Raw genomic sequence first — 19,670 nt, 5'->3', positions numbered from 1 at the left:
GGATTGTGTACCTAACGGGAGAATCCCGGTTCAAACGCTCTGGAGGAGGCGCGAACCATGACGGTCATTCCGTCCGACCCCCTATTCGGCGACCAGTGGTACCTGCACAATACCGGGCAGTCCGGCGGCACCGTCGGCCAGGATATCCGGGTGCTGGGCGCCTGGCCGGACTATACCGGCGAGGGCATCCGGATCGCCGTGATCGACGACGGGGTGCGCTATACCCACCCCGACCTGTCCGGCACCTACGATGCGGAGAACGACCACAACATCGTGACCGGCGAGGGCGACGCCACGCCGATCGCGGACGCCTATTCCCACGGCACGCAGGTGTCGGGGTTCTCGGCGGCCGCGGCCAACGGTACCGGCCTTGTCGGCGTCGCCTATGGCGCGACCTTCACCGGGATCCGGATCTCGGATGCGGACGGCGAGCTGGTGAACGCCGCACCGGCCTTCCACCTGGCCAGCGACGCCGATGTGACCAACAACAGCTACGGCAACGAGATCTTCTACGAGGAACCGGGCAGCCTCGACGCGATCGCCGACACCGCCACCACGGGGCGCGCCGGCCTGGGTACGGTGCACGTCTTCGCGTCGGGCAATTCCCGGATCCAGGGGACGCTGTCGACCCACGGGCCGGAACAGAACTCGCCCTACCAGATCACCGTCGCCGCCACCGATGCAGACGGTCAGATCGCGACCTTCTCGTCGCCCGGGGCCAATGTCCTGGTCGCGGCACCTGGTGCCGGCGTGCTCGGGGTCAGCGGCGAGGACGACGGCTACGACCTCACCGACGGCACCTCCTTCTCCGCGCCGATCGTCTCCGGCGTGGCCGCTCTGGTGCTTCAGGCCAACCCGACGCTGGGGATGCGCGACGTTCAGGAGATCCTGGCCTACTCGGCCTACGATACCGGCGCCGACCCGCTGACCCGGGCGGAGATCCTGGCCGATACGGTCGGCAGCGAAGCGGCGCTTGCCGAACTGGATGAGCCGGTCCGCGCGGCCTACGAGGCGGGGATCTCCCTCGCCCTGTCCTATCCCTGGACCACGGTTGAGAACGGTGCCACCGACTGGAACGGCGGCGGCCTGACGGCCAGCCACGACTACGGGTTCGGCCAGGTCGATGCCCGTGCTGCCACCCGCCTCGCGGAGACCTGGGACGCCACGCCGAACACGGTGACCAACCAGGCGGTCGTCACCGTGACCTCGACCACGGCGGTCGCGGTGCCGGACGGCGACGCCGCCGGCGTATCGCAGTCGCTGACGGTCGATGCGGCGATGGACGTGGAGTTCGCCACGGTCGACGTGGATATCCCCCATGGCGATCTGGGCCAGCTCCGGATCGAGCTGACCTCGCCGCACGGCACCACGAGCTACCTGATCTACAACCCGGATTTCGAGGCCTATGAGATCCTGGCGCGGCAGGACGGTCTGCTCGACGAACTGCCGGATCTCACCTTCTTCGGCGCCAATGTGACGACCCTGATGTCGAGTCAGCATTACGGGGAGAGCGCCGCCGGCGATTGGACCCTGAGGGTGACCGACACCGAGACCGGAACGGTCGGCACGCTGGAGAGCTGGAGCCTGACGCTCTACGGCGATGCGACCACCGCCGACGACCGGTATGTCTACACCGACCAGTACGCCACACTGGCGACCGCCGATGCGGGCCGCAGCGTCCTGGTCGACAGCGACGGCGGCACCGACACCATCAACGCCGCCGCCGTCAGCGGTCCCGTCGCGATCCATCTGGACGGCACCGTCGGCGCGATCTACGGCGCGGCCTTCCGTGTCGCCGACGGCACCGAGATCGAGAACCTGTACACCGGCGACGGCGACGACCTGCTGGCCGGCTCCGCCCTGGCCAACGTCCTGGTCGCCGGCCGAGGCAGCGACAGCCTGACCGGCGGGGCGGGGGACGACATCCTCGACGGCGGGAGCGGCCTCGACACGGCCCGCTTCTCCGGCCTGTCCTCCTCCTACGCCATCGGGGTTTCCGACAGCGAGACCGTGGTCGACGGGGCGGACGGCCGCGACATCCTGCGCAACACCGAGATCCTAGCGTTCGACGACGGCAACCGGCTGTCCACCGCCCCGGTCTCGGTCAGTGAGATCGGCTTCGACGCTGATTTCTACCTCGCCACCAACGACGACGTCGTCGCCGCCGGCTTCGACAGCGGCAACGCCTATCTCCATTACCTGCAATTTGGCGGGTTCGAGGACCGGGCGCCGAACGCGCTGTTCGACAGCGGCGACTATCTGGCGGTCAATGCGGACGTGGCGGCGGCGGGGATGAATCCGCTGCTGCACTATCACCTGTACGGGCACCTCGAAGGTCGGGACGCCGGGGCCCAGTTCGACGGCGAGGCCTATCTGGCGGCCAATCCGGACGTGGCCGGCGCCGGGATCGACCCGATGCTGCACTACCTCACCGTCGGCTTCGGCGAGGGCAGGTTGTTCCAGTCGGATCCGCTGTTCGGCTAGAGCTGATCGTGCGGTGACGGGATCACTTCGTGATCGCGTCAGCGTGCGTGAATCCGCTCTATCTCATTGTTTTAGAGACAAATTCACCGACCATATTGAACCATGAAATGATTCAATATGGTCGGATTTGATGATCGGATTTGGCTCTAGATGCGCGCGTTCATAAAGCTGTTCATTTGACCCCGAAGAAGGAGACGCAAGGATTAAAGACAAAATATAATCAATATGAACAAAAACATACTCATAATGACGAAACAGAAGCGCAATCGCACTGTCATGCGGCGTGGATAGCTTGGCCCCCCGACGTTTCGGCCCGCCCTGTCCCGGCGGGGTCTGAGCGCCTCCGTCCCAGGCCAGAATGAGGCTGCCGCATGCTCGCGTTCATCCGCTCCCATCTGAACGTCAAGCTGACCGCCGCCCTGGCCCTGACCCTGTGCCTCGTCCTCGGCGCCCTGGCCGGGGTCTATATCACCGTTGTGAACACGCTCATGGCCGAGCAGGAGGCACGCGCTGGGCTGCTGCGGGACATGAACGCCGAGCTGCGCGCCGAGGTCTTCGGACTGCAGAAGAAGCTGGCCGCCGTGCCGGACCAGCTTCAGACCGACGCGCTGCCGATCCTGCTGAGCTGGGCCTCGGAGACCTATCCGACGGAGACCCGGCGCTACGAGGGCCGCGACCGGATCGTCGAGCGCTTCACCAGGCGCGGCGAGCGCCGTGACGTGCAGCGGGCCGGCGGCATCGTGGTCAAGGAGACCGAGGGCGGCGTCGGCATCGCCTATGGCCTGTTCGAGAACGACGCCTTCACCGACACCGTCGAGGAGGTCGTGCTGGCCGGCGCCGATCCGGTGACGGTGGCGGCCAAGGCGGAGGAGCTGACCGGGGCGGCGGCGAGTCCGGACGCCCTGAAGCGCAAGGTCGCCGAGCTGAGGAGCGCGATCGTCGACGAGGCGCTGGCGGCGGAGACCACGCGCAACGCCATCCTCGGCCAGATCGACCATATCCACGAGGCCGAGGCCCAGGTCGAGCGGACGCTGACCCAGGCTTTGGTGCTGATCGCGGCCGTGAGCCTGGGCTGCGTGCTGGTCGCCAATGTCGCGGTCTGGGCGGTGATGCGCCACATGGTGACCCGGGCGCTGTCCCGGCTGTCCGCCGCGCTGCGGGCCATCGCCGATGGCGAGGAGGCCGAGATCAGCGATACCGACAGGGTCGACGAGATCGGGTCGCTGGCCGGCGGGATCCAGAGCTTCAAGGCCGCCCTGGACGAGATCGACGCGATGCGGGTGCAGCGCGAGGCCGAACGCGCGGCGCGGGAGCGCCAGCTCGCCGACCAGCTCTCCACCCTGAGCTCGGAGATCGAGACCGGGATGGGCGCGCGGGTGTCGGTGGTGACCGACAGCGTCGAACAGCTGGTGGCGATCTCCGCCGAGCTGAACGCGCTGGCGAGCGATACCCTGTCGCGCTCGACCGAATCCCACGCCCTGGCGGAGGAGAGCGCGGTCTTCATCCAGGACGTGCGCGCGGTGGTCCGCAACCTGAGCGACACCGCCCAGCGCATCGCCCGGGACGTGCGCGGCCAGCGGACGCTCACCAGCGAGGTCGCCGCCGAGGCCGATACGGTGGCCGACGCGGTGGCCGACCTGACCGCCACCGCCGGGCAGATCGGCAGTGTCGTCGGGGTGATCCAGGAGATTGCCGAGCAGACCAATTTGCTGGCCCTGAACGCCACCATCGAGGCGGCCCGGGCCGGCCAGGCGGGTGCCGGCTTCGCGGTGGTCGCCGGCGAGGTGCGGATCCTGGCCGGCCAGACCGCCGACGCGACCTTGCGGATCAGCCGGCAGGTCGGCGGCTTCCGCGCCAGCATCGATCGGGTGTCCGAGGCGACCGGCGCCATTCAGGAGCGCCTGCGCACGGTCGACTGCGGCATGGGCGAGGTCGCGGACGGCATCGAGAGCCTGAGCGAGAAGACCGAAACCATCACCGGGACCGTGGAGGACGTGGCCGACCGCGCCCACCGGGTCGCCGGCGTCAACGAAGGGGTGGCAAGCGCGGCGGAGAAGACCGGCTCCATGAGCGGGACCATGTCCGCCTCCTCCAACCGAATCACCGAAGCGCTCACCGACATGCGGGTGCATCTGCGCCAAATCCTGGCCGATGCCGGGGCGGGCACCGAGGCGGGCACAGGGGCGAGCACCGAGGCGGGCACTGGGGCGGGGGCCGCAGCGTGACGGCGGCCATGGGCAAGGCCGCGCCGGGCCCCTAGGATGGCGCTCCCTTCGCTGTCCGGAGCCTGCCATGACTATCGACACCGACCTGTCCCGCCCCGGCGTGCTGCGCGCCGGCATCAACCTCGGCAACATCCTGCTGGTGACGGGCACGGCGGCCGACGGCGACCCGGAGGGCGTGGCGCCGAGCCTGGCCGGGCGGATCGCCGACCACCTGGGCCTCACGGTCGAGCTGGTACCCTTCGCCTCGCCGGGCGAGGTGGCCGACGCCCTGGCCGACGACGCCTGGGACATCGCCCTGATCGCCGAGGAGCCGGAGCGGGCGAAGACCATCGCCTTCGTCGATGCCTATGTGGAGATCGAGGCGACCTACATGGTCCCCGAGGCCTCGCCGCTGAAGACCATCGCCGACGTGGACGCGGCCGGCGTGCGGATCGCGGTGTCCGACCGTTCGGCTTATGACCTGTATTTGTCGCGCACGCTCCAGAAGGCCGAACTGGTCCGCGCCAAGGGGCTGCAGGGGGCGCTGGATCTCTATGTGACGGAAAAGCTCGACGCGCTGGCCGGCCTGCGCCCGGCGCTGAAGGAGAACGCGGCCGATCTCGGCGGTCAGCGCATCCTCGACGGCCGCTACACCGCCGTGCGCCAGGCGGTCGGCACCAAGCCGAAGAACGCGGCCCTGCAGGCGGCCATCGCGGCGTATCTCAAGACCGCGAAGGCCGACGGCACCATCGCCGGCCTGCTGGAGACGTTCGGGGTGCAGGAGAAGCTGAGCGTTGCCGGGGACTGAGGCCCGCTACCCGCCGAACCGCTCCACGATCTTGCTTGAGCCCAGCGCCTTCACGGCGAAATCGAAGGTGCCGCTGTCGTTGATCTCCTCGGCGGCCGCGATCAGGGCGGTATAGGCGGCGCGGGCGAGGGCCGGGCCGGTGCTGATCCGCTTCACGCCGGCGGCCGCCAGCTCGTCCACCGAGAAGGTGCGGCCGGGAATGCCCATCATCACGCTGACCGGTTTCGTCACCTCGGCGCAGACCGTGCGGATGGCGTCGAGATCGGGCAGGCCGGGGGCGAACAGCACGTCGGCGCCAGCTGCCTCGAAGGCCTGGAGCCGGCGGATCGTGTCGTCCAGATCGGGCCGGCCGTTGAGGAAGTTCTCCGCCCGCGCCGTGAGCACGAAGCCGCCGGCGACCTTGCCCGCCATCTCCGCCGCCGCGGCGACCCGCTCGACGGCATGATCGAAATCGTAGATCGGCGTCTCGGGCCTGCCGGTGGAATCCTCGATCGAGCCGCCGGCGAGGCCGGTGCCGGCGAAGGTGTGGATGGTCTCCGCCACCCCTTCGGGGCTGTCGGCGAAGCCGTTTTCCAGGTCGGCCGAGACCGGCAGGCCGGTCGCGCCGACGATCTGGCGGCAATGGGTGAGCACCTGATCGGGTGCGACCTTGCCGTCGCCCAGGCCATAGGCGAAGGCCATGCCGGCGCTGGAGGTCGCCAGTGCCCTGAACCCCAGGGAGGCGAGGATGCGGGCGGAGCCGATATCCCAGGGATTGGGGATGACGAGCGGGCCGGAGCCCTCATGCAGGCGTTTGAAGTCGGACGCGGACGACATGGCGGAGCCCTCTTTGAGGTCGGATGGTCATGCGTGCAGGTAAGGTCTCCGCCGCGGGGGCGCAGGAACCAAGCGGGCGCTTGCCCTATGGGACAAGCCTCCGTACAGCTAAGGCTCGGTCTTGGAGGAGCCTCGTCCCGTTACGGGTCGCGGTCGGCGAAGTGCCCCTCGATCTCGGCGAAGCCCATCGCCTTGTGGGCGAACCGGAAGGTCCCGTCGCCGCTCATCTCGCGGGCGGCATCGATGAACGCCCCGTAGGCGAGACGGGCGAGCGCCGAGCCGACGCTGATCCGCCTCACCCCGGCCGCCGCCAGATCGGCGGCGCTGAAGGTGGCGCCCGGCATGCCCATGACGACGTTGACCGGCTTCGTGACGGCCGAGCAGACGGTCCGGACCGTGTCCAGGTCGTACAGGCCGGGGGCGTAGAGCACGTCGGCCCCGGCGGCCTCGAAGGCCTGGAGGCGGCGGATCGTGTCGTCCAGATCGTCCCGGCCCCACAGCAGGTTCTCGCACCGCGCGGTCAGCATGAAATCGCCCGGCACGGCGCGGGCCGCCTCGACCGCCGCCGCGATCCGCTCGACCGCAAGACTGAACTCGTAGATCGGGTGGTCGGGATCGCCCGTGTGGTCCTCGATCGATCCGCCGGCGAGGCCGGTGGCGGCGGCGGCGCGAATCGTCTCCCCGACACTCTCGGGGCTGTCGCCGAAGCCCTTCTCCAGATCGGCCGAGACCGGCAGGTCGGTCGCGGCGACGAGGGTGTGGCAATGCTGCAGCACCTGTTCCGGCGTGGCACGTCCTTCCCGGATGCCGAGCGCGAACGCCATGCCGGCGCTGGTCGTCGCCAGGGCCTTGAAGCCCTGGGCGGCAAGGATGCGGGCCGTCCCGATATCCCAGGGATTGGGGATGATGAAGGCGCCGGGCCCTTCATGCAGGGCCCGGAATGTCGTTGCTGCCTGGACCACGGTTGGCGCCCTCCGCGTTTGCGACCGGCGCCACTCTAGATCCAGGACGAGAACATAACAAGAACTTTTGCGCGGCCTACGCGATCTGGTCGCCTGTGGCCAGCACCCGGTTCTTCACCAGCGGACCGGAGAAATCGCGGAAATCGGCCATGAAATCGGCGTTCTTGTGCTCCTCGAAGGCGGCCGCGTCCTTGTAGACCTCCCACAGGTGGAAGGAGCCCGGCGCGTCGTGGTCGGCGCTGACCGAGAAGCCGAGGCAGCCGGACTGGGTGAGGCTGTTCTTGGCGTGCTGCTTCAGGCGGTCGGCGAAGGCGTCGGCGTCTTTGGCATCGACGACAAGATTCACGGCGACAACGTACATGCGGGATCTCCTCCGGGAGTTTGGTGGGTTTTTGGTAGGCGGTCGGTAAAGGTAGTCGGGCAGGCGGTCTCCAGATACAGGCTGCGCGGCGCCGGCGCGGGGGTCGGCCGGGGCGACGCGATCAGGTCGCGGGCCCGGGCCAGCACACGCTTGCGATCGCGGCGGATGGCATAGACCTGCTTCTGCGCCTCGATCATGACGACACCGGCGAAGGTGTTGAACCAGCGGTCGCCGATCCGCTCTATTGCCGGGGCGGATCGAATCAGCAGGCCGCTGACATAGGGCGGCGTATAGACCGAGTTGACCGTGCGGGTCGGGGTGAAGCGGCTGTCGCGCAGCATCCGGGAGAGCTGGCCGACCGTGTAGGGCTGGCCGTGTCCGAACGGCGTGTGGTCGAAGCGCGCCCACAGGCCCCGGCGATTCGGCACGACGAACAGGATCCGCCCGTTCGCCGCCAGCACCCGCCACAGCTCGCTCATCATCGCCGCGCGCTGCTCGGTCCCCTCCAGCGCATGCACCACGATGATGCGGTCGACCGAGGCGTCTTCCAGCGGGAGCTCGCCCTCGTCCACCAGGGCGGAGAGGTTCGGCCCCTCCGGCGGCCAGTGCAGCACGCCCTGCTGCGCCGGCATGAAGGAGAGCACCCGCTCCGCCTCGCCGCGAAAGGGCCGCAGATAGGGCGTGGCGAAGCCGAGGCCGAGCAGCGACTGGCCGCGCAGATCGGACCACAGCCCGCGCACCTGACGCCGGATCATCCGCCGCGCCAGATGGCCGAGGGGCGAGTCGTAGAAGTCGCGCAGATCGACGGCGTCGTTGAACATGCCGGGAGCCTAGTGCATTTCCGGGGGGAATGGCATCGCCCGCGGGAAAGGGGGCCTTTCCCATAGTCCCGGACGGTCATCCCGGGGCTGCCCGGGGTGACGATCAACAAAGATATGGAGGCGGCTAGCGGCAGAAGGTGATGGAGCCCTCGGCGCAGACCCGCTCGCCGTCGATCCAGGTCGCGCCGGACAGGTCGGCCCGGTAGAAATCCACGTCGCGCACTCGCGCGCCCGTCAGGTCGGCGCCGCGCAGATTGGCCGAGACCATGCGGGCGTCGGCGAGGTCGGCCCCGGCGAAGGTGGTGTTCTGGAGATTGGCCTGGCTGAAATCGGCGAACTTGAGCCGGGCCCCCTCGAAGCTCGCCCCTTGCAGATCGGCCCCCAGAAATCGGGCGCGGCCGCCCTGGACGCCGTTGAAGATGGAGCCCGCAAGCTTGGCGCGGTTGAAGCTGGAATCGTCCAGCCGCCCGCCGCTGAGGTCGATCTTCTCCAGATCCACCCGGTCGAAGCTGCAGCGCCGCCAGTCGACGCCCGGTGCCGGTGGATCGGAGCAGGCGGCCTGGGCCGGTGCCGCGCCGAACGCGATCCCGGCGAGCAGGGCGAGAAGAACTGGGAGGAGGTGACGGGAAAGACGCGGCATGGGGGCCTCTGTTCGCGGGGCGACGGGGCCAGCGCACTTGATAGGGTTTGCGAAAGCGGGCCCCGGCGCCCGTCGGTTTCTGTACCTGGGTGCGTCGGGGCGGAAGACTATCACGGGGATCGGATCAGCAAAGGGTCATGCGCCAACAGGCCGCTGTCCGCCAGATCGCCCGGGAGACCAGACAGCTGAGGAGACCAGTTCGAGCAGGAGGCGCGAAAGTCGCGCGGGGGCGAAGGGCGTCGGCTGTGCCATGAGCGATTGTCTTGGCACGGACTCCGCCGGCACGGGGCCGACAGTCCCTCCCGCCACCGGTCCGGTCCGTTGGGACGGTCGCTCGCCTTGGGTGCGCATCCGATCCTCCCCTTGGCCCGGAGAGATCGGCGTCGCGGGGCGGAGACCCCGGGCGGCGCCTCCCGAAGGGGGCCGCACGCACCGCACGGGAGCGTCAACGGAGGCCGGCACCACCCCGCAGGAGAGAGCCTGCATGAGATCCTGTCGGCCCGGACCGGGCCCGTCCGCCGCACCCGGTGGTGGTCCGGCGAGGCCGGATCGTCCGAGAGCAAAGCATCAAAGGCCCCGCGCGATGAAAGAAGCGTGACATCGGCGCCTCGATGCGGCAAGTGAAAATTCAATATAGCGTATGGGTTTTATAATGAAATTCCGATAATTACTTCTCAACAATTCATTCCATTATTTTCCACCAACTTATCCACAAGAATTTTTCGGGAAAAGCCCAGAGAAGTTACGTGGAATCAACGGCTTCCCGGGGGCGCTCCAGGCCGCGCTGCCGGTTGTGGAAAACCGTATGCTGTTTTAAAGAGAACGAGACTTTTGCGCGGTGCGACCCTACGCCGGGTTTGAGGGCGCCGGGTGATGGTCTATAAGACGTGTCGAAATTGTCAGGGGCGCGCGGTCCGGACCGGGGAGCGCGCTGCCATTCGGGCGAACCGGCACCGCCTCGCGGCGGCGCCTGTCAGGGGGCCTACACTTACGAGGCCCGCCAGTATGAGGGAAGTATGAGCGCTCACAATCGGCCGCTGTCTCCGCACCTTCAGGTCTACAAGCCCCAGCTCACGAGCGTCATGTCCATCTGCCATCGCGCGACCGGGATCGCGCTGGCGGCGGGCGTGCTGCTGCTGGTCTGGTGGGTGGTCGCCGCCGCCGCGGGACCGGAGGCCTTCGCCACGGCGCACGGGTTCCTGGGCTCCTGGTTCGGGATGCTGATCCTGTTCGGGTTCACCGGGGCGCTGATGTACCACCTGTGCAACGGCATCCGGCACCTGTTCTGGGACGCCGGCTACGGTTTCGAGCTGGAGACGGCGTATAAGTCGGGCTGGATGACGCTGGGCGCCGCGGCGGTGCTCACCGTCGTCGCCTGGATCATCGTCGCCGCCGGCTGACGAGGGGGACAAGAGAATGTCTGAGAATTCGATGCGCAGCACCTCGATGCGGAGCACCCTGGGGCGGGTCCGCCATCTGGGCTCGGCCAAGGAGGGCGTGCACCACTGGTGGATGCAGCGCCTCACCGCCCTCGCCCTGGTGCCGCTGGTGCTCTGGTTCGTGGTGTCCGTCGCCGGCCTGGCCGGGATGGACTACGCCGGCGCCCTGGCCTGGATCGGCTCGCCGTCGGTCGCCATCACCCTGGTCCTTCTGATCGGTGCGACCTTCTACCACGCCCAGCTGGGTCTCCAGGTCGTCATCGAGGACTACATCCACAACGAAGGTCTGAAGATCGCCGCCCTGGTCCTGGTGAAGTTCGCCATGATCATCCTCGCGGTGGCCTCGATCTTCGCCGTGTTGAAAATCGCCTTCGGAGGCTGAGATCATGGACGCCTACCCCATCATCGAACACGAGTACGACGTGGTCGTCGTCGGGGCCGGCGGCGCCGGTCTGCGCGCCACGCTCGGCATGTCTCTGGAAGGGCTGAAGACGGCCTGCATCACCAAGGTGTTCCCCACCCGCAGCCACACCGTTGCCGCCCAGGGCGGCATCGGTGCCGCGCTCGACAACATGGGCGAGGGGGACAACTGGAAGTTCCACATGTACGACACGGTCAAGGGCTCCGACTGGCTCGGCGACCAGGACGCGATCGAGTACATGTGCCGCAACGCCATTCCGGCGGTGATCGAGCTCGAGCATTTCGGCGTGCCGTTCTCGCGCACCGAGGAAGGCAAGATCTACCAGCGGCCGTTCGGCGGCCACACGCTGAACCACGGCAAGTCGATGGCCAAGCGCGCCTGCGCCGCCGCCGACCGCACCGGCCACGCGATCCTGCACACGCTGTATCAGCAGTCGCTGCGCAACAACGCCGAGTTCTTCATCGAGTATTTCGCCCTCGACCTTATCATGAGCGAGGAAGGCGAGTGCGTCGGCGTCATGGCGTTGTGCCTGGAGGACGGCACCATCCACCGGTTCCGCGCCCACCAGACGGTGCTGGCGACCGGCGGCTACGGCCGCGCCTACTTCTCCTGCACCTCGGCGCATACCTGCACGGGCGACGGCAACGCGATGGTGCTGCGCGCCGGCCTGCCGCTGCAGGACATGGAGTTCGTGCAGTTCCACCCGACCGGCATCTACGGCGCCGGCTGCCTGATCACCGAGGGCGCGCGCGGCGAGGGCGGATACCTCACCAACTCCGAGGGCGAGCGCTTCATGGAGCGCTACGCGCCGACCGCCAAGGACCTGGCCTCGCGCGACGTGGTCAGCCGGGCGATGACCATCGAGATCAACGAGGGCCGCGGCGTGGGTCCGAACAGCGACCACATCATGCTGCACCTGGAGCACCTGGACCCCGACGTCCTGCACCAGCGCCTGCCAGGCATCTCGGAGACCGCCAAGGTCTTCGCCGGCTCCGACGTGACCAAGGAGCCGATCCCGGTGCTGCCGACCGTGCACTACAACATGGGCGGCATCCCGACGAACTATCACGGCGAGGTCATCTCCCCGACCGCCGACGATCCGAACCGGGTGGTCCCGGGCCTGATGGCGATCGGCGAGGCAGCCTGCGTGTCGGTGCACGGCGCCAACCGCCTGGGCACCAACTCGCTGCTCGACATCGTGGTGTTCGGCCGTGCCGCCGCCCACCGCGCCGCCGAGACGGTGAAGCCGGGCGAGGGCCACAAGCCGATCACCAAGGATTCCACCGAGAAGGCGATCGCCCGACTCGACCGGATCCGCAATGCCAAGGGCGAGCTCCGCTCCGGCGAGGTGCGGCTCGACATGCAGCGCGCCATGCAGACCCATGCCGCGGTGTTCCGCACCACCGAGCTCATGGAGAACGGCCTGAAGAAGATCCACGAGGTGGCGAACTCGATGCCGAATGTGGGCGTCAACGACAAGTCGCTGATCTGGAACACCGATCTGGTCGAGACCCTGGAGCTCGACAACCTGATGGGTCAGGCGATCGTCACCCTGAACTCGGCGTCGCTGCGCCAGGAGAGCCGGGGTGCGCACGCCCATGAGGACTTCCCGGACCGCGACGACGACACCTGGATGAAGCACACGGTCATGTGGCTGAACGACAAGAACGAGACCCGGGTCTCGTATCGCGACGTCCACATGAACACGCTTTCGAACGAGGTCGAGGTGATCCCGCCGGTGGCGCGCGTCTACTGAGCCGCGCCCGCCGCACCGGATAGCCAGATAGCGAAGGAAAAACACCGATGGCCGAGTTCACTCTGCCCGCGAATTCCAAGGTCAAGATCGGCGACACCTACAAGGCGCCGGACGGAGCCAAGCGGGTCAAGAAGTTCAAGATCTACCGCTACGACCCGGACAAGGGTGCCAATCCCCGTCTCGATACCTACGAGATCGACATGGACGATTGCGCGCCGATGGTTCTGGATGCGCTGATCAAGATCAAGAACGAGATCGACACCACGCTGACCTTCCGCCGGTCGTGCCGCGAGGGCATCTGCGGGTCGTGCTCGATGAACATCGACGGCACGAACACGCTGGCCTGCCTGAAGCCGATCGAGGATGTGAAGGGCGACGTCCACATCTATCCGCTGCCGCACATGCCGGTGATCAAGGACCTGGTCCCCGATCTCTCGGTGCCCTACGCGCAGCTCGCCTCGGTGGAGCCCTGGCTGCAGGCCGACACCCCGCCCTCGCCGACCGAGGAGCGCCGGCAGTCGCCGGAGGAGCGCGAGAAGCTCGACGGGCTGTGGGAGTGCGTGCTGTGCTTCTGCTGCACGACGTCCTGCCCGAGCTACTGGTGGAACGGCGACCGTTATCTGGGCCCGGCCGTGCTGCTGCAGGCCTATCGCTGGATCGCCGACAGCCGCGACGAGCGCACCGGCGACCGTCTGGACGCGCTGGAGGATCCGTTCCGCCTGTACCGCTGCCACACGATCATGAACTGCACCAAGACCTGCCCGAAGGGCCTGAACCCGGCCAAGGCGATCGCCGAGATCAAGAAGCTCATGGTGCTGCGCCAGTAGATGGAGCGGCGGATCCCGCGGGATCTTCCTTCGTCACGGCAACATCAAACCCGGTGCCCCCAAAGGCGCCGGGTTTTGTTTGTGTCCCCCTCCCCTTTCCACACTCCCCGGAATGAATCCAGGGAGTGTGTGAATACGGGAGAGGAGAGTTCAGCGCTCTACCGCACCCCATACTCCTTGATCACGTCCGCGTCCGGCTCCGGGCCGAGGCCGGGCATGTCGGGGACCGCGAAGAACCCGTCCACCGGATCCAGCCAGCGCTGGTACAGCATCGCCTCCGGGCGAATGTAGAACCGCTCGATCAGCCCCGGATTGGCCAGACCCGCCGCCAGGTGCAGGGTCGCCAGGAAGCCCGGCCCGAAATATGGCGAGTGCGGCATCACCTGCACCCCGGCCGCCTCGCAGAGCGCCGCGGTCTTGCGGAACTCGGTGATGCCGCCGACCTTGGTCACGCTGGGCTGGGCATAGTCGACGGCACCAGCCTGGACCGCCTGGCCGAACATCATCGCCGTGCACCAGTTCTCGCCGGCCGCGATCGGCACCCCGGTCTCGCGCCGCAGATGGGCGAGGCTGGCGAAATCCTCCGGCGGGAAGATCGGTTCCTCCAGCCAGTGCAGGTCGAAGGCGTCCAGTTCCACCGCCATGCGCCGCGCCTGATCCGGCGTCCAGGGGCAGTTGGTGTCGACCATGATCGGGATGTCGTCGCCGGCCGCCTCGCGCGCGGCCCCCACTTCCTCGGCGGCGATCTCGTGCAGTTTGATGTACTTGTACCCCTCCTCGAGGGATTGTTTCACATCCTTAACGACCGCCTCCTGGTCGCGCAGGATGAACAGCGAGGAATAGGCCGGCAGCTTGGCCGAGGTCGAGCCGCCGAAGAGCTGGCACAGCGGCATGTTCGCGGCCTTGGCGGCGATGTCCCACAGGGCCAGGTCGAGGCCGGAGATCGCGAAGATGGTGATCCCGTGGCGGCCGAACAGGTGCATCTTCTGCTGCAGCCGGTGGTTCAGCCCGACGATGTCCGTGGCGTCCTCGCCGATCGCGGCCGGCGCGATCATGTGCTCCACCGCCGCGGTCACCGCGTCCAGGCAGTGGTAGGCAAAGGCGTCGCCCCAGCCCACCAGGCCGGTATCGGTCGTCACCTTGACCAGACAGGTGTCCAGCATCGCCCAACTGCCCGTCGCGAAGGCCTTGGTCTCGCCGCTATGGCTGAAGGGGATGCGGAGCGGAATGGCCTCGACGGCGGCGATCTTCATGGGCGTCCTCCCGGGAACGATGGTGTTTGTGATTGTCCGCCATCTTAGGCTGCGCGGGGCGCGTCCTGTCGAGCCCGCATCTGGCACTGATCCGGCGCGTCCAATGACCGATTGGCCGCCTCGGAGGGACGGTGCTAGGGTTCCGGCCGCTCATCCGATCGACCGTGCCGTCTCGACACCGGGACCAAACACCCCATCTCAGCGTGCAGCACCGAACTGCCACAAGAACGCGAGGAAAACCGCCGATGCCTGCTCTCGAAATCGTTCTCGTCCCGGCCCTGTCGGACAATTACGTCTATCTGCTGCACGACGCGGCCTCCGGTGCGACCGCCGTGGTCGATCCCGGCGAGGCGGCCCCGGTGGAGGCGGCCCTGGCCGAGCGCGGCTGGAAGCTGACCCATATCCTCAACACCCACCACCATGCCGACCATATCGACGGCAACGAGGCGCTGAAGGCCAAGTACGGCGCCACTCTGGTCGGGCCGAAGGCCGAGGCGGCCCGGATCCCCGACATGGACGTCACCGTGGCCGAGGGCGACACCTACGACTTCGCCGGCCATACCGCCCAGGTGTTCGACACGCCGGGCCACACCACCGGGCACATCTCCCTGTATTTCGCCGACAGCGACGCGCTGTTCCCGGGCGACACCCTGTTCTCGCTCGGCTGCGGGCGGATGTTCGAGGGCACGCCGGCCCAGTTCTGGGACTCGCTCACCAAGCTGCGCAAGCTGCCCGACACGACCTACATCTATTGCGGCCACGAATACACGGCCGCCAACGCGAAGTTCGCCCTGTCGATCGACGGCGACAACGACGCCCTTAAGGCGCGGGCCAAGGAGATCGAGGAACAGCGCGCCAACGGCGAGCCGACGATACCCTCCCTGCTCGGCCAGGAGAAGACGATCAACCCGTTCCTGCGGGCCGACGATCCGGCGATCGCCGCCGCCGTGGGCAAGCCCGGTGCCGATCCGGTGGATGTCTTCGCCGCCGTGCGCAAGGGCAAGGACAACTTCTGACCCGATACCCGAGACCTTCCAAACCATGGCCGAAACCGGCCGCATGAGGAAATGCAGATGAAGCTGTATCACGCCCCTGCCTCCCCCTATGTCCGCAAGGTCATGGTGCTCGCCCATGAGACCGGGCTGGTCGACCTGATCGAGGTCGAAGGCGTCACCACCGCGCCTGCGTCGCCGGATGCCGGCGTCGCCAAGGCCAATCCGGTGAAGAAGATCCCGGCCCTGGTCACCGATGACGGTTTGGCCCTGTTCGATTCCCCGGTCATCTGCGAATACCTCGACAGCCAGCACGAGGGTCCGAAGATCTTCCCGGAGCCGGGCAACGCGCGCTGGCACGCCCTGCGCCTCCAGGCGGCCGCTGACGGTCTGATGGATGCGGCAATCCTGATCATCTACGAGGGTCGAATCCGGCCGGAAGAGCTGCATTACAAGCCCTGGACCGACGCTCAGATGGGCAAGGTCGACGGGGCGCTCGCCGCGTTGAACACCTGGTCGGAGGATTTCGGCGACAGGGTCGATATCGGCACCATCACCACCGCCTGTGCCCTGGGCTATCTGGACTTCCGTTTCGCCGACAAGGACTGGCGCGGTGAGAACCGGGCCCTGGCCACCTGGTACGAGCGGTTCTCCGCCCGGCCGTCCATGCAAGCCACCAAGCCGCCGGCCTGATCCGATGACGGATGACACGGCCAAACAACTGATCGACCGGATGGGCATGCAGGCCCATCCGGAAGGCGGCTGGTACGCGGAGACCTACCGCGACGCGCCGGAAGGCGGCGGACGCGGTGTGGTGACCCAGATCTACTATCTGCTGGAGGCGGGCGATGTCTCCGCCTGGCACCGGGTTAACGACGCGACGGAGATCTGGCACCACTATGCCGGCGCACCGCTGGTGCTGACCCTGTCGCCGAACGGCCACGACGCCGAGGCCCACACATTGGGCGACGACGTGCTGGCCGGTCAGAAGCCGCAGGTGGTTGTGCCGCCGGGCTGGTGGCAGACGGCGGAGAGTCTCGGCCGCTGGACCCTGTGCGGCTGCACGGTGGCCCCGGCCTTCGAGTTCTCCGGCTTCGAGATGGCCCCGCCCGACTGGCGCCCGATGCCACGGACGCCGGCGGGGGGCTAGACCGCCTCAGCGCGGCTGGCTTTGCGTCGCAAAAGGCGGTGCGCGGCGAGCAGCGCGCCGCCGACGATCAGGACACAGGCGATGGCCACTTCCGGGGTTGCCGGGGCGAGGCCGGCCGCGACCAGCACCAGGGTCGACAACAGCGGGGCGGCGTAGGACGACGCGCCGAGCACCTGGATGTCGCCTTTCTTCACGCCGATGTCCCAGGTGAAGAACGCGCCGCCCACCGGCCCAAGACCGAGGGCCAGCACCGCCAGCCATTCCACGATTGTCTGCGGCCAGACAGTGGTCTCGAAGATCAGGTGGCAGGGGACGGCCAGGATCGCGGCCGCGGCGCAGAACCCGCCGACCGCGTCGGTCGGTACGTGGCCGAAACGACGCGAGGCGACCGAATAGCTCGACCAGGTCAGGGCGCAGACCCCGGCGGCGATGTAGCCCAGCGTGTAGCGCGGGTCGATCTCCAGGCTCTGGCCCTTGGTGACCAGCAGGGCCGCCCCGGCGAGACCGAGCAGGGCGCCGCCCACATGGAACCAGCGCAGCCGCTCGCCCGGCAGCAGGGCGGAGAACACGACGATCAGCAGCGGCCAGAGATAGGCGATCAGGCTCGCCTCCACCGCCGGCGCGTTGCGCAGGGCCAGGAAGTAGAAGAAGTGATAGCCGAACAGCCCGCCGACCCCCAGCAGCCAGACCGGCGCCGGCTGGCGCAGATGGGCCAGCGGCGAGCTCCCCCGGGCCAGCGAGCCGACGATGCCGATCGCCGTGGCGACGCTGAACGTCATCGCCAGGAGCTGGAACGGCGGCACGTCGCCGGACAGGGCGGTGAACAGGGCGAGCAGCGCCCAACTCAGCACGGCGGTGAAGCCGATCAGGGTAGCGCGGCCTCGGGTCATGCGGCGTCGGTCATCGGGGAACCTATGGGCTGGCTGGCATGCGTGGGCGGGAGCCATTCGGTTTACGCGCTTGCCGGGAACGCTGCCACACGAAACAATCGTCAAAATCCCGTTCTCATGGTGCACCCGACATGCCGCATACCCGACTCCGCAAGTTCAACACCCGCGACACCTATCCCGACCAGGCGCTCGACAACGACCTGTGCCAGGCGGTGGTCGCCAACGGCACGGTCTATCTGCGCGGCCAGGTCGGCACCGATTTCGACGGCAACCTGGTCGGCCGCGACGATCCGGCCGCCCAGACCGACCAGGCGATGCGCAACGTGGAGACCCTGCTGACCGAGGCGGGGGCGCGGCTGGAGGATATCGTCAAGATCACCATCTTCATCACCCGGCGCGAGGATCGCGAACCTGTCTACCGCACGGTCGGCAAGTGGCTGAAGGGCGTCTATCCGGTCTCCACCGGCCTGATGGTCGCCGGGCTCGCCAAAGAGGAATGGCTGATGGAAATCGACGTGATCGCCGTGATCCCGCAAGAGGATTAGCGACACCCAACACGACTGGAGGAGGAAACCATGACCGCCGTGACCCCGAAGGCTGCGAACCACAACGGGCTCGACCCGCTGGCCTCACGCTATGTCGATGTGGAGGGTATGGACTGGGAGCCAACGCCCTATCCCGGCGTGGAATGGAAGATCCTGCTGAAGGACGAGGAGAGTGGGCTGCTGACTGCCCTGTTCAAATGGGCGCCCGGCTCGGAGCTGCCGCTGCACGAGCACACCCGCATCGAGCAGACCTTCGTGCTGGAAGGCTCCATCGAGGACGAGGAGGGCGAGGTGACGGCCGGCAACTTCGTCTGGCGACCGGCGGGCTCCAAGCACGTGGCGAAGTCGCGGAACGGGGCGCTGCTGCTGGGAACGTTTCTGAAGCCCAACAAGTTTCTGTGAGGCGGAAGCGCGGTCTTTCGATACGCGCACTCCCCGGCACAATGCCGGAGGTGTGGCGTGGGGTCGGAAGAAGCGGAAAGAGCGCCTAGAGCAAATCACGATCCGATGGAAACATCTGCTCGTGTGAATCGCCCTCTATCTCTATTGGGATAGAGGGCGATTCACGGTACGGATCGTTTCGATCTGAACCGATCGCACTCTAGCGCCCCACGTCGTCCGACGGCCGGCCGAAATCGTTCGGACGCCAGAGGTCCGGCGGAAGGTCCAGGCCGAAGACCGGATCGAGCAGCGCCACCTTCACCTCCACGCCCTGGGCGTCGGTGATGATCCACTGCTTCAGGGACAGCGGGTTGTCCTGGAAGGTCAGGATCACGTTGCCCTGATCCGGATCGTCGCGCTGGCGAAGCTGCAGACGGATCACGTTGGAGCCCTTCTGCACGTCCTCGACCACCAGCTCGTCCATCAGGTCGACCTCGTCGGAGACCAGCACCGAAAGCGGCGAGGAGATCAGCGGGATCTGGGTGGTCTGCTCCAGGTCGTTGTCCTGGTAGGTGAGCCAGATTCCGTCGGCTGTGATCAGCACCGGCGAGGGCGGGGCATATTCGAACCGCATGCGGCCCGGGCGCTCCAGCCAGACCACCCCGCGGGCGACCAGCCCGGTCGAGCTCGCCTGCAGGAATGTCGAGCGCATGCTGGTGAGCTGGTTGAAGTAGTCCTCCACCCGCTGGACCTCCGCCCGCTGTTCGGCGGTGAGCCCCTGGGCGACGGCGGACGCGGGTACCCCTGCGACACCCCCGGCGGCGGCGACGGTGAACAGCAGGGCGGCGAGGAGGGAGCGTGCTCGGATCATGTCGCTGACTTGGCGTGTCGCGGGGCGAATGGCAAGCGGCAAATCGGAG

At 67.7% G+C, this 19,670-nt stretch carries 20 protein-coding genes; 12 read left to right on the top strand and 8 right to left on the bottom strand.

Going from position 1 to position 19,670, the window contains the following annotated elements:
- Positions 1 to 57 precede the first annotated feature (57 nt).
- The 3 genes from BLS34_RS16830 to BLS34_RS16820 all read left to right on the top strand — a co-directional run bounded on the left by BLS34_RS16830 (position 58) and on the right by BLS34_RS16820 (position 5,496).
- On the top strand, positions 58 to 2,484 hold the full coding sequence (locus BLS34_RS16830) for a S8 family serine peptidase (RefSeq protein WP_093152051.1): 2,427 nt from the start codon (positions 58 to 60) through the stop codon (positions 2,482 to 2,484).
- 371 nt (positions 2,485 to 2,855) lie between these two features.
- Entirely contained in the window at positions 2,856 to 4,709 is a 1,854-nt protein-coding gene (locus tag BLS34_RS16825; protein WP_093152049.1) for a methyl-accepting chemotaxis protein, read from the top strand.
- Positions 4,710 to 4,776: 67 nt separating this feature from the next.
- Positions 4,777 to 5,496 (top strand): transporter substrate-binding domain-containing protein, encoded by a 720-nt coding sequence (locus BLS34_RS16820; protein WP_093152046.1) that lies wholly within the window; start codon positions 4,777 to 4,779, stop codon positions 5,494 to 5,496.
- Positions 5,497 to 5,502: 6 nt separating this feature from the next.
- Here the strand turns inward: BLS34_RS16820 and BLS34_RS16815 are convergent, their stop codons facing one another.
- The 5 genes from BLS34_RS16815 to BLS34_RS16795 all read right to left on the bottom strand — a co-directional run bounded on the left by BLS34_RS16815 (position 5,503) and on the right by BLS34_RS16795 (position 9,096).
- Positions 5,503 to 6,312 (bottom strand): isocitrate lyase/PEP mutase family protein, encoded by an 810-nt coding sequence (locus BLS34_RS16815; RefSeq protein WP_093152044.1) that lies wholly within the window; start codon positions 6,310 to 6,312, stop codon positions 5,503 to 5,505.
- Positions 6,313 to 6,452: 140 nt separating this feature from the next.
- A complete protein-coding gene (locus tag BLS34_RS16810) occupies positions 6,453 to 7,274 on the bottom strand; it encodes an isocitrate lyase/PEP mutase family protein (RefSeq protein WP_093152041.1) in 822 nt (273 codons plus the stop codon).
- Between the two features lie 76 nt (positions 7,275 to 7,350).
- Complete coding sequence (locus BLS34_RS16805) at positions 7,351 to 7,635, bottom strand: putative quinol monooxygenase (RefSeq protein ID WP_028796040.1); 285 nt, start codon at positions 7,633 to 7,635, stop codon at positions 7,351 to 7,353.
- On the bottom strand, positions 7,617 to 8,456 hold the full coding sequence (locus tag BLS34_RS16800; protein WP_093152039.1) for a class I SAM-dependent methyltransferase: 840 nt from the start codon (positions 8,454 to 8,456) through the stop codon (positions 7,617 to 7,619). The genes BLS34_RS16805 and BLS34_RS16800 overlap by 19 nt, the downstream gene beginning before the upstream one ends.
- A 124-nt stretch (positions 8,457 to 8,580) precedes the next feature.
- Entirely contained in the window at positions 8,581 to 9,096 is a 516-nt protein-coding gene (locus BLS34_RS16795) for a pentapeptide repeat-containing protein (RefSeq protein ID WP_028796039.1), read from the bottom strand.
- A 1,016-nt stretch (positions 9,097 to 10,112) separates the two neighbouring features.
- On the opposite strand from BLS34_RS16795, the gene sdhC reads away from it, so the two are divergent.
- The 4 genes from sdhC to BLS34_RS16775 are packed head-to-tail and all read left to right on the top strand — an operon-like array spanning position 10,113 to position 13,539.
- Positions 10,113 to 10,496 (top strand): succinate dehydrogenase, cytochrome b556 subunit, encoded by a 384-nt coding sequence (gene sdhC, locus BLS34_RS16790; RefSeq protein ID WP_028796038.1) that lies wholly within the window; start codon positions 10,113 to 10,115, stop codon positions 10,494 to 10,496.
- 16 nt (positions 10,497 to 10,512) lie between these two features.
- Positions 10,513 to 10,917, top strand: coding sequence for a succinate dehydrogenase, hydrophobic membrane anchor protein (gene sdhD / locus BLS34_RS16785; protein ID WP_028796037.1), 405 nt, complete (start codon positions 10,513 to 10,515; stop codon positions 10,915 to 10,917).
- Between the two features lie 4 nt (positions 10,918 to 10,921).
- Positions 10,922 to 12,712 carry a succinate dehydrogenase flavoprotein subunit gene (gene sdhA / locus BLS34_RS16780; RefSeq protein WP_028796036.1) on the top strand — a complete coding sequence of 597 codons (1,791 nt, stop codon included), beginning with the start codon at positions 10,922 to 10,924 and terminating at the stop codon, positions 12,710 to 12,712.
- 47 nt (positions 12,713 to 12,759) lie between these two features.
- Positions 12,760 to 13,539, top strand: a complete 780-nt coding sequence (locus BLS34_RS16775; RefSeq protein ID WP_028796035.1) for a succinate dehydrogenase iron-sulfur subunit — start codon at positions 12,760 to 12,762, stop codon at positions 13,537 to 13,539.
- A 158-nt stretch (positions 13,540 to 13,697) separates the two neighbouring features.
- Here the strand turns inward: BLS34_RS16775 and BLS34_RS16770 are convergent, their stop codons facing one another.
- A complete protein-coding gene (locus BLS34_RS16770; protein WP_093152036.1) occupies positions 13,698 to 14,792 on the bottom strand; it encodes a mandelate racemase/muconate lactonizing enzyme family protein in 1,095 nt (364 codons plus the stop codon).
- Between the two features lie 245 nt (positions 14,793 to 15,037).
- On the opposite strand from BLS34_RS16770, the gene gloB reads away from it, so the two are divergent.
- The 3 genes from gloB to BLS34_RS16755 are packed head-to-tail and all read left to right on the top strand — an operon-like array spanning position 15,038 to position 16,934.
- A complete protein-coding gene (gloB, locus tag BLS34_RS16765) occupies positions 15,038 to 15,808 on the top strand; it encodes a hydroxyacylglutathione hydrolase (protein ID WP_028796033.1) in 771 nt (256 codons plus the stop codon).
- Between the two features lie 57 nt (positions 15,809 to 15,865).
- On the top strand, positions 15,866 to 16,477 hold the full coding sequence (locus tag BLS34_RS16760) for a glutathione S-transferase (protein ID WP_093152194.1): 612 nt from the start codon (positions 15,866 to 15,868) through the stop codon (positions 16,475 to 16,477).
- Positions 16,478 to 16,481: 4 nt separating this feature from the next.
- A complete protein-coding gene (locus tag BLS34_RS16755) occupies positions 16,482 to 16,934 on the top strand; it encodes a cupin domain-containing protein (RefSeq protein ID WP_093152034.1) in 453 nt (150 codons plus the stop codon).
- Here the strand turns inward: BLS34_RS16755 and yddG are convergent.
- Positions 16,931 to 17,824 carry an aromatic amino acid exporter YddG gene (gene yddG / locus BLS34_RS16750; protein ID WP_093152031.1) on the bottom strand — a complete coding sequence of 298 codons (894 nt, stop codon included), beginning with the start codon at positions 17,822 to 17,824 and terminating at the stop codon, positions 16,931 to 16,933. The genes BLS34_RS16755 and yddG overlap by 4 nt on opposite strands.
- A 131-nt stretch (positions 17,825 to 17,955) precedes the next feature.
- On the opposite strand from yddG, the gene BLS34_RS16745 reads away from it, so the two are divergent.
- Positions 17,956 to 18,369, top strand: coding sequence for a RidA family protein (locus BLS34_RS16745; protein ID WP_093152028.1), 414 nt, complete (start codon positions 17,956 to 17,958; stop codon positions 18,367 to 18,369).
- Positions 18,370 to 18,399: 30 nt separating this feature from the next.
- Positions 18,400 to 18,771, top strand: coding sequence for a cupin domain-containing protein (locus BLS34_RS16740; RefSeq protein WP_093152026.1), 372 nt, complete (start codon positions 18,400 to 18,402; stop codon positions 18,769 to 18,771).
- A 199-nt stretch (positions 18,772 to 18,970) separates the two neighbouring features.
- Here BLS34_RS16740 and BLS34_RS16735 read toward each other — a convergent pair whose 3' ends face one another.
- Positions 18,971 to 19,621, bottom strand: coding sequence for a LolA family protein (locus tag BLS34_RS16735; protein ID WP_038015665.1), 651 nt, complete (start codon positions 19,619 to 19,621; stop codon positions 18,971 to 18,973).
- Between the last annotated feature and the right edge of the window lie 49 nt (positions 19,622 to 19,670).

The organism is Thalassobaculum litoreum DSM 18839 (assembly GCF_900102465.1).
In the GTDB taxonomy this organism is placed as follows: domain Bacteria; phylum Pseudomonadota; class Alphaproteobacteria; order Thalassobaculales; family Thalassobaculaceae; genus Thalassobaculum; species Thalassobaculum litoreum.
Note: the sequence above shows the minus strand (reverse complement) of the source record. Positions and strands in the feature narration are given on the sequence as shown.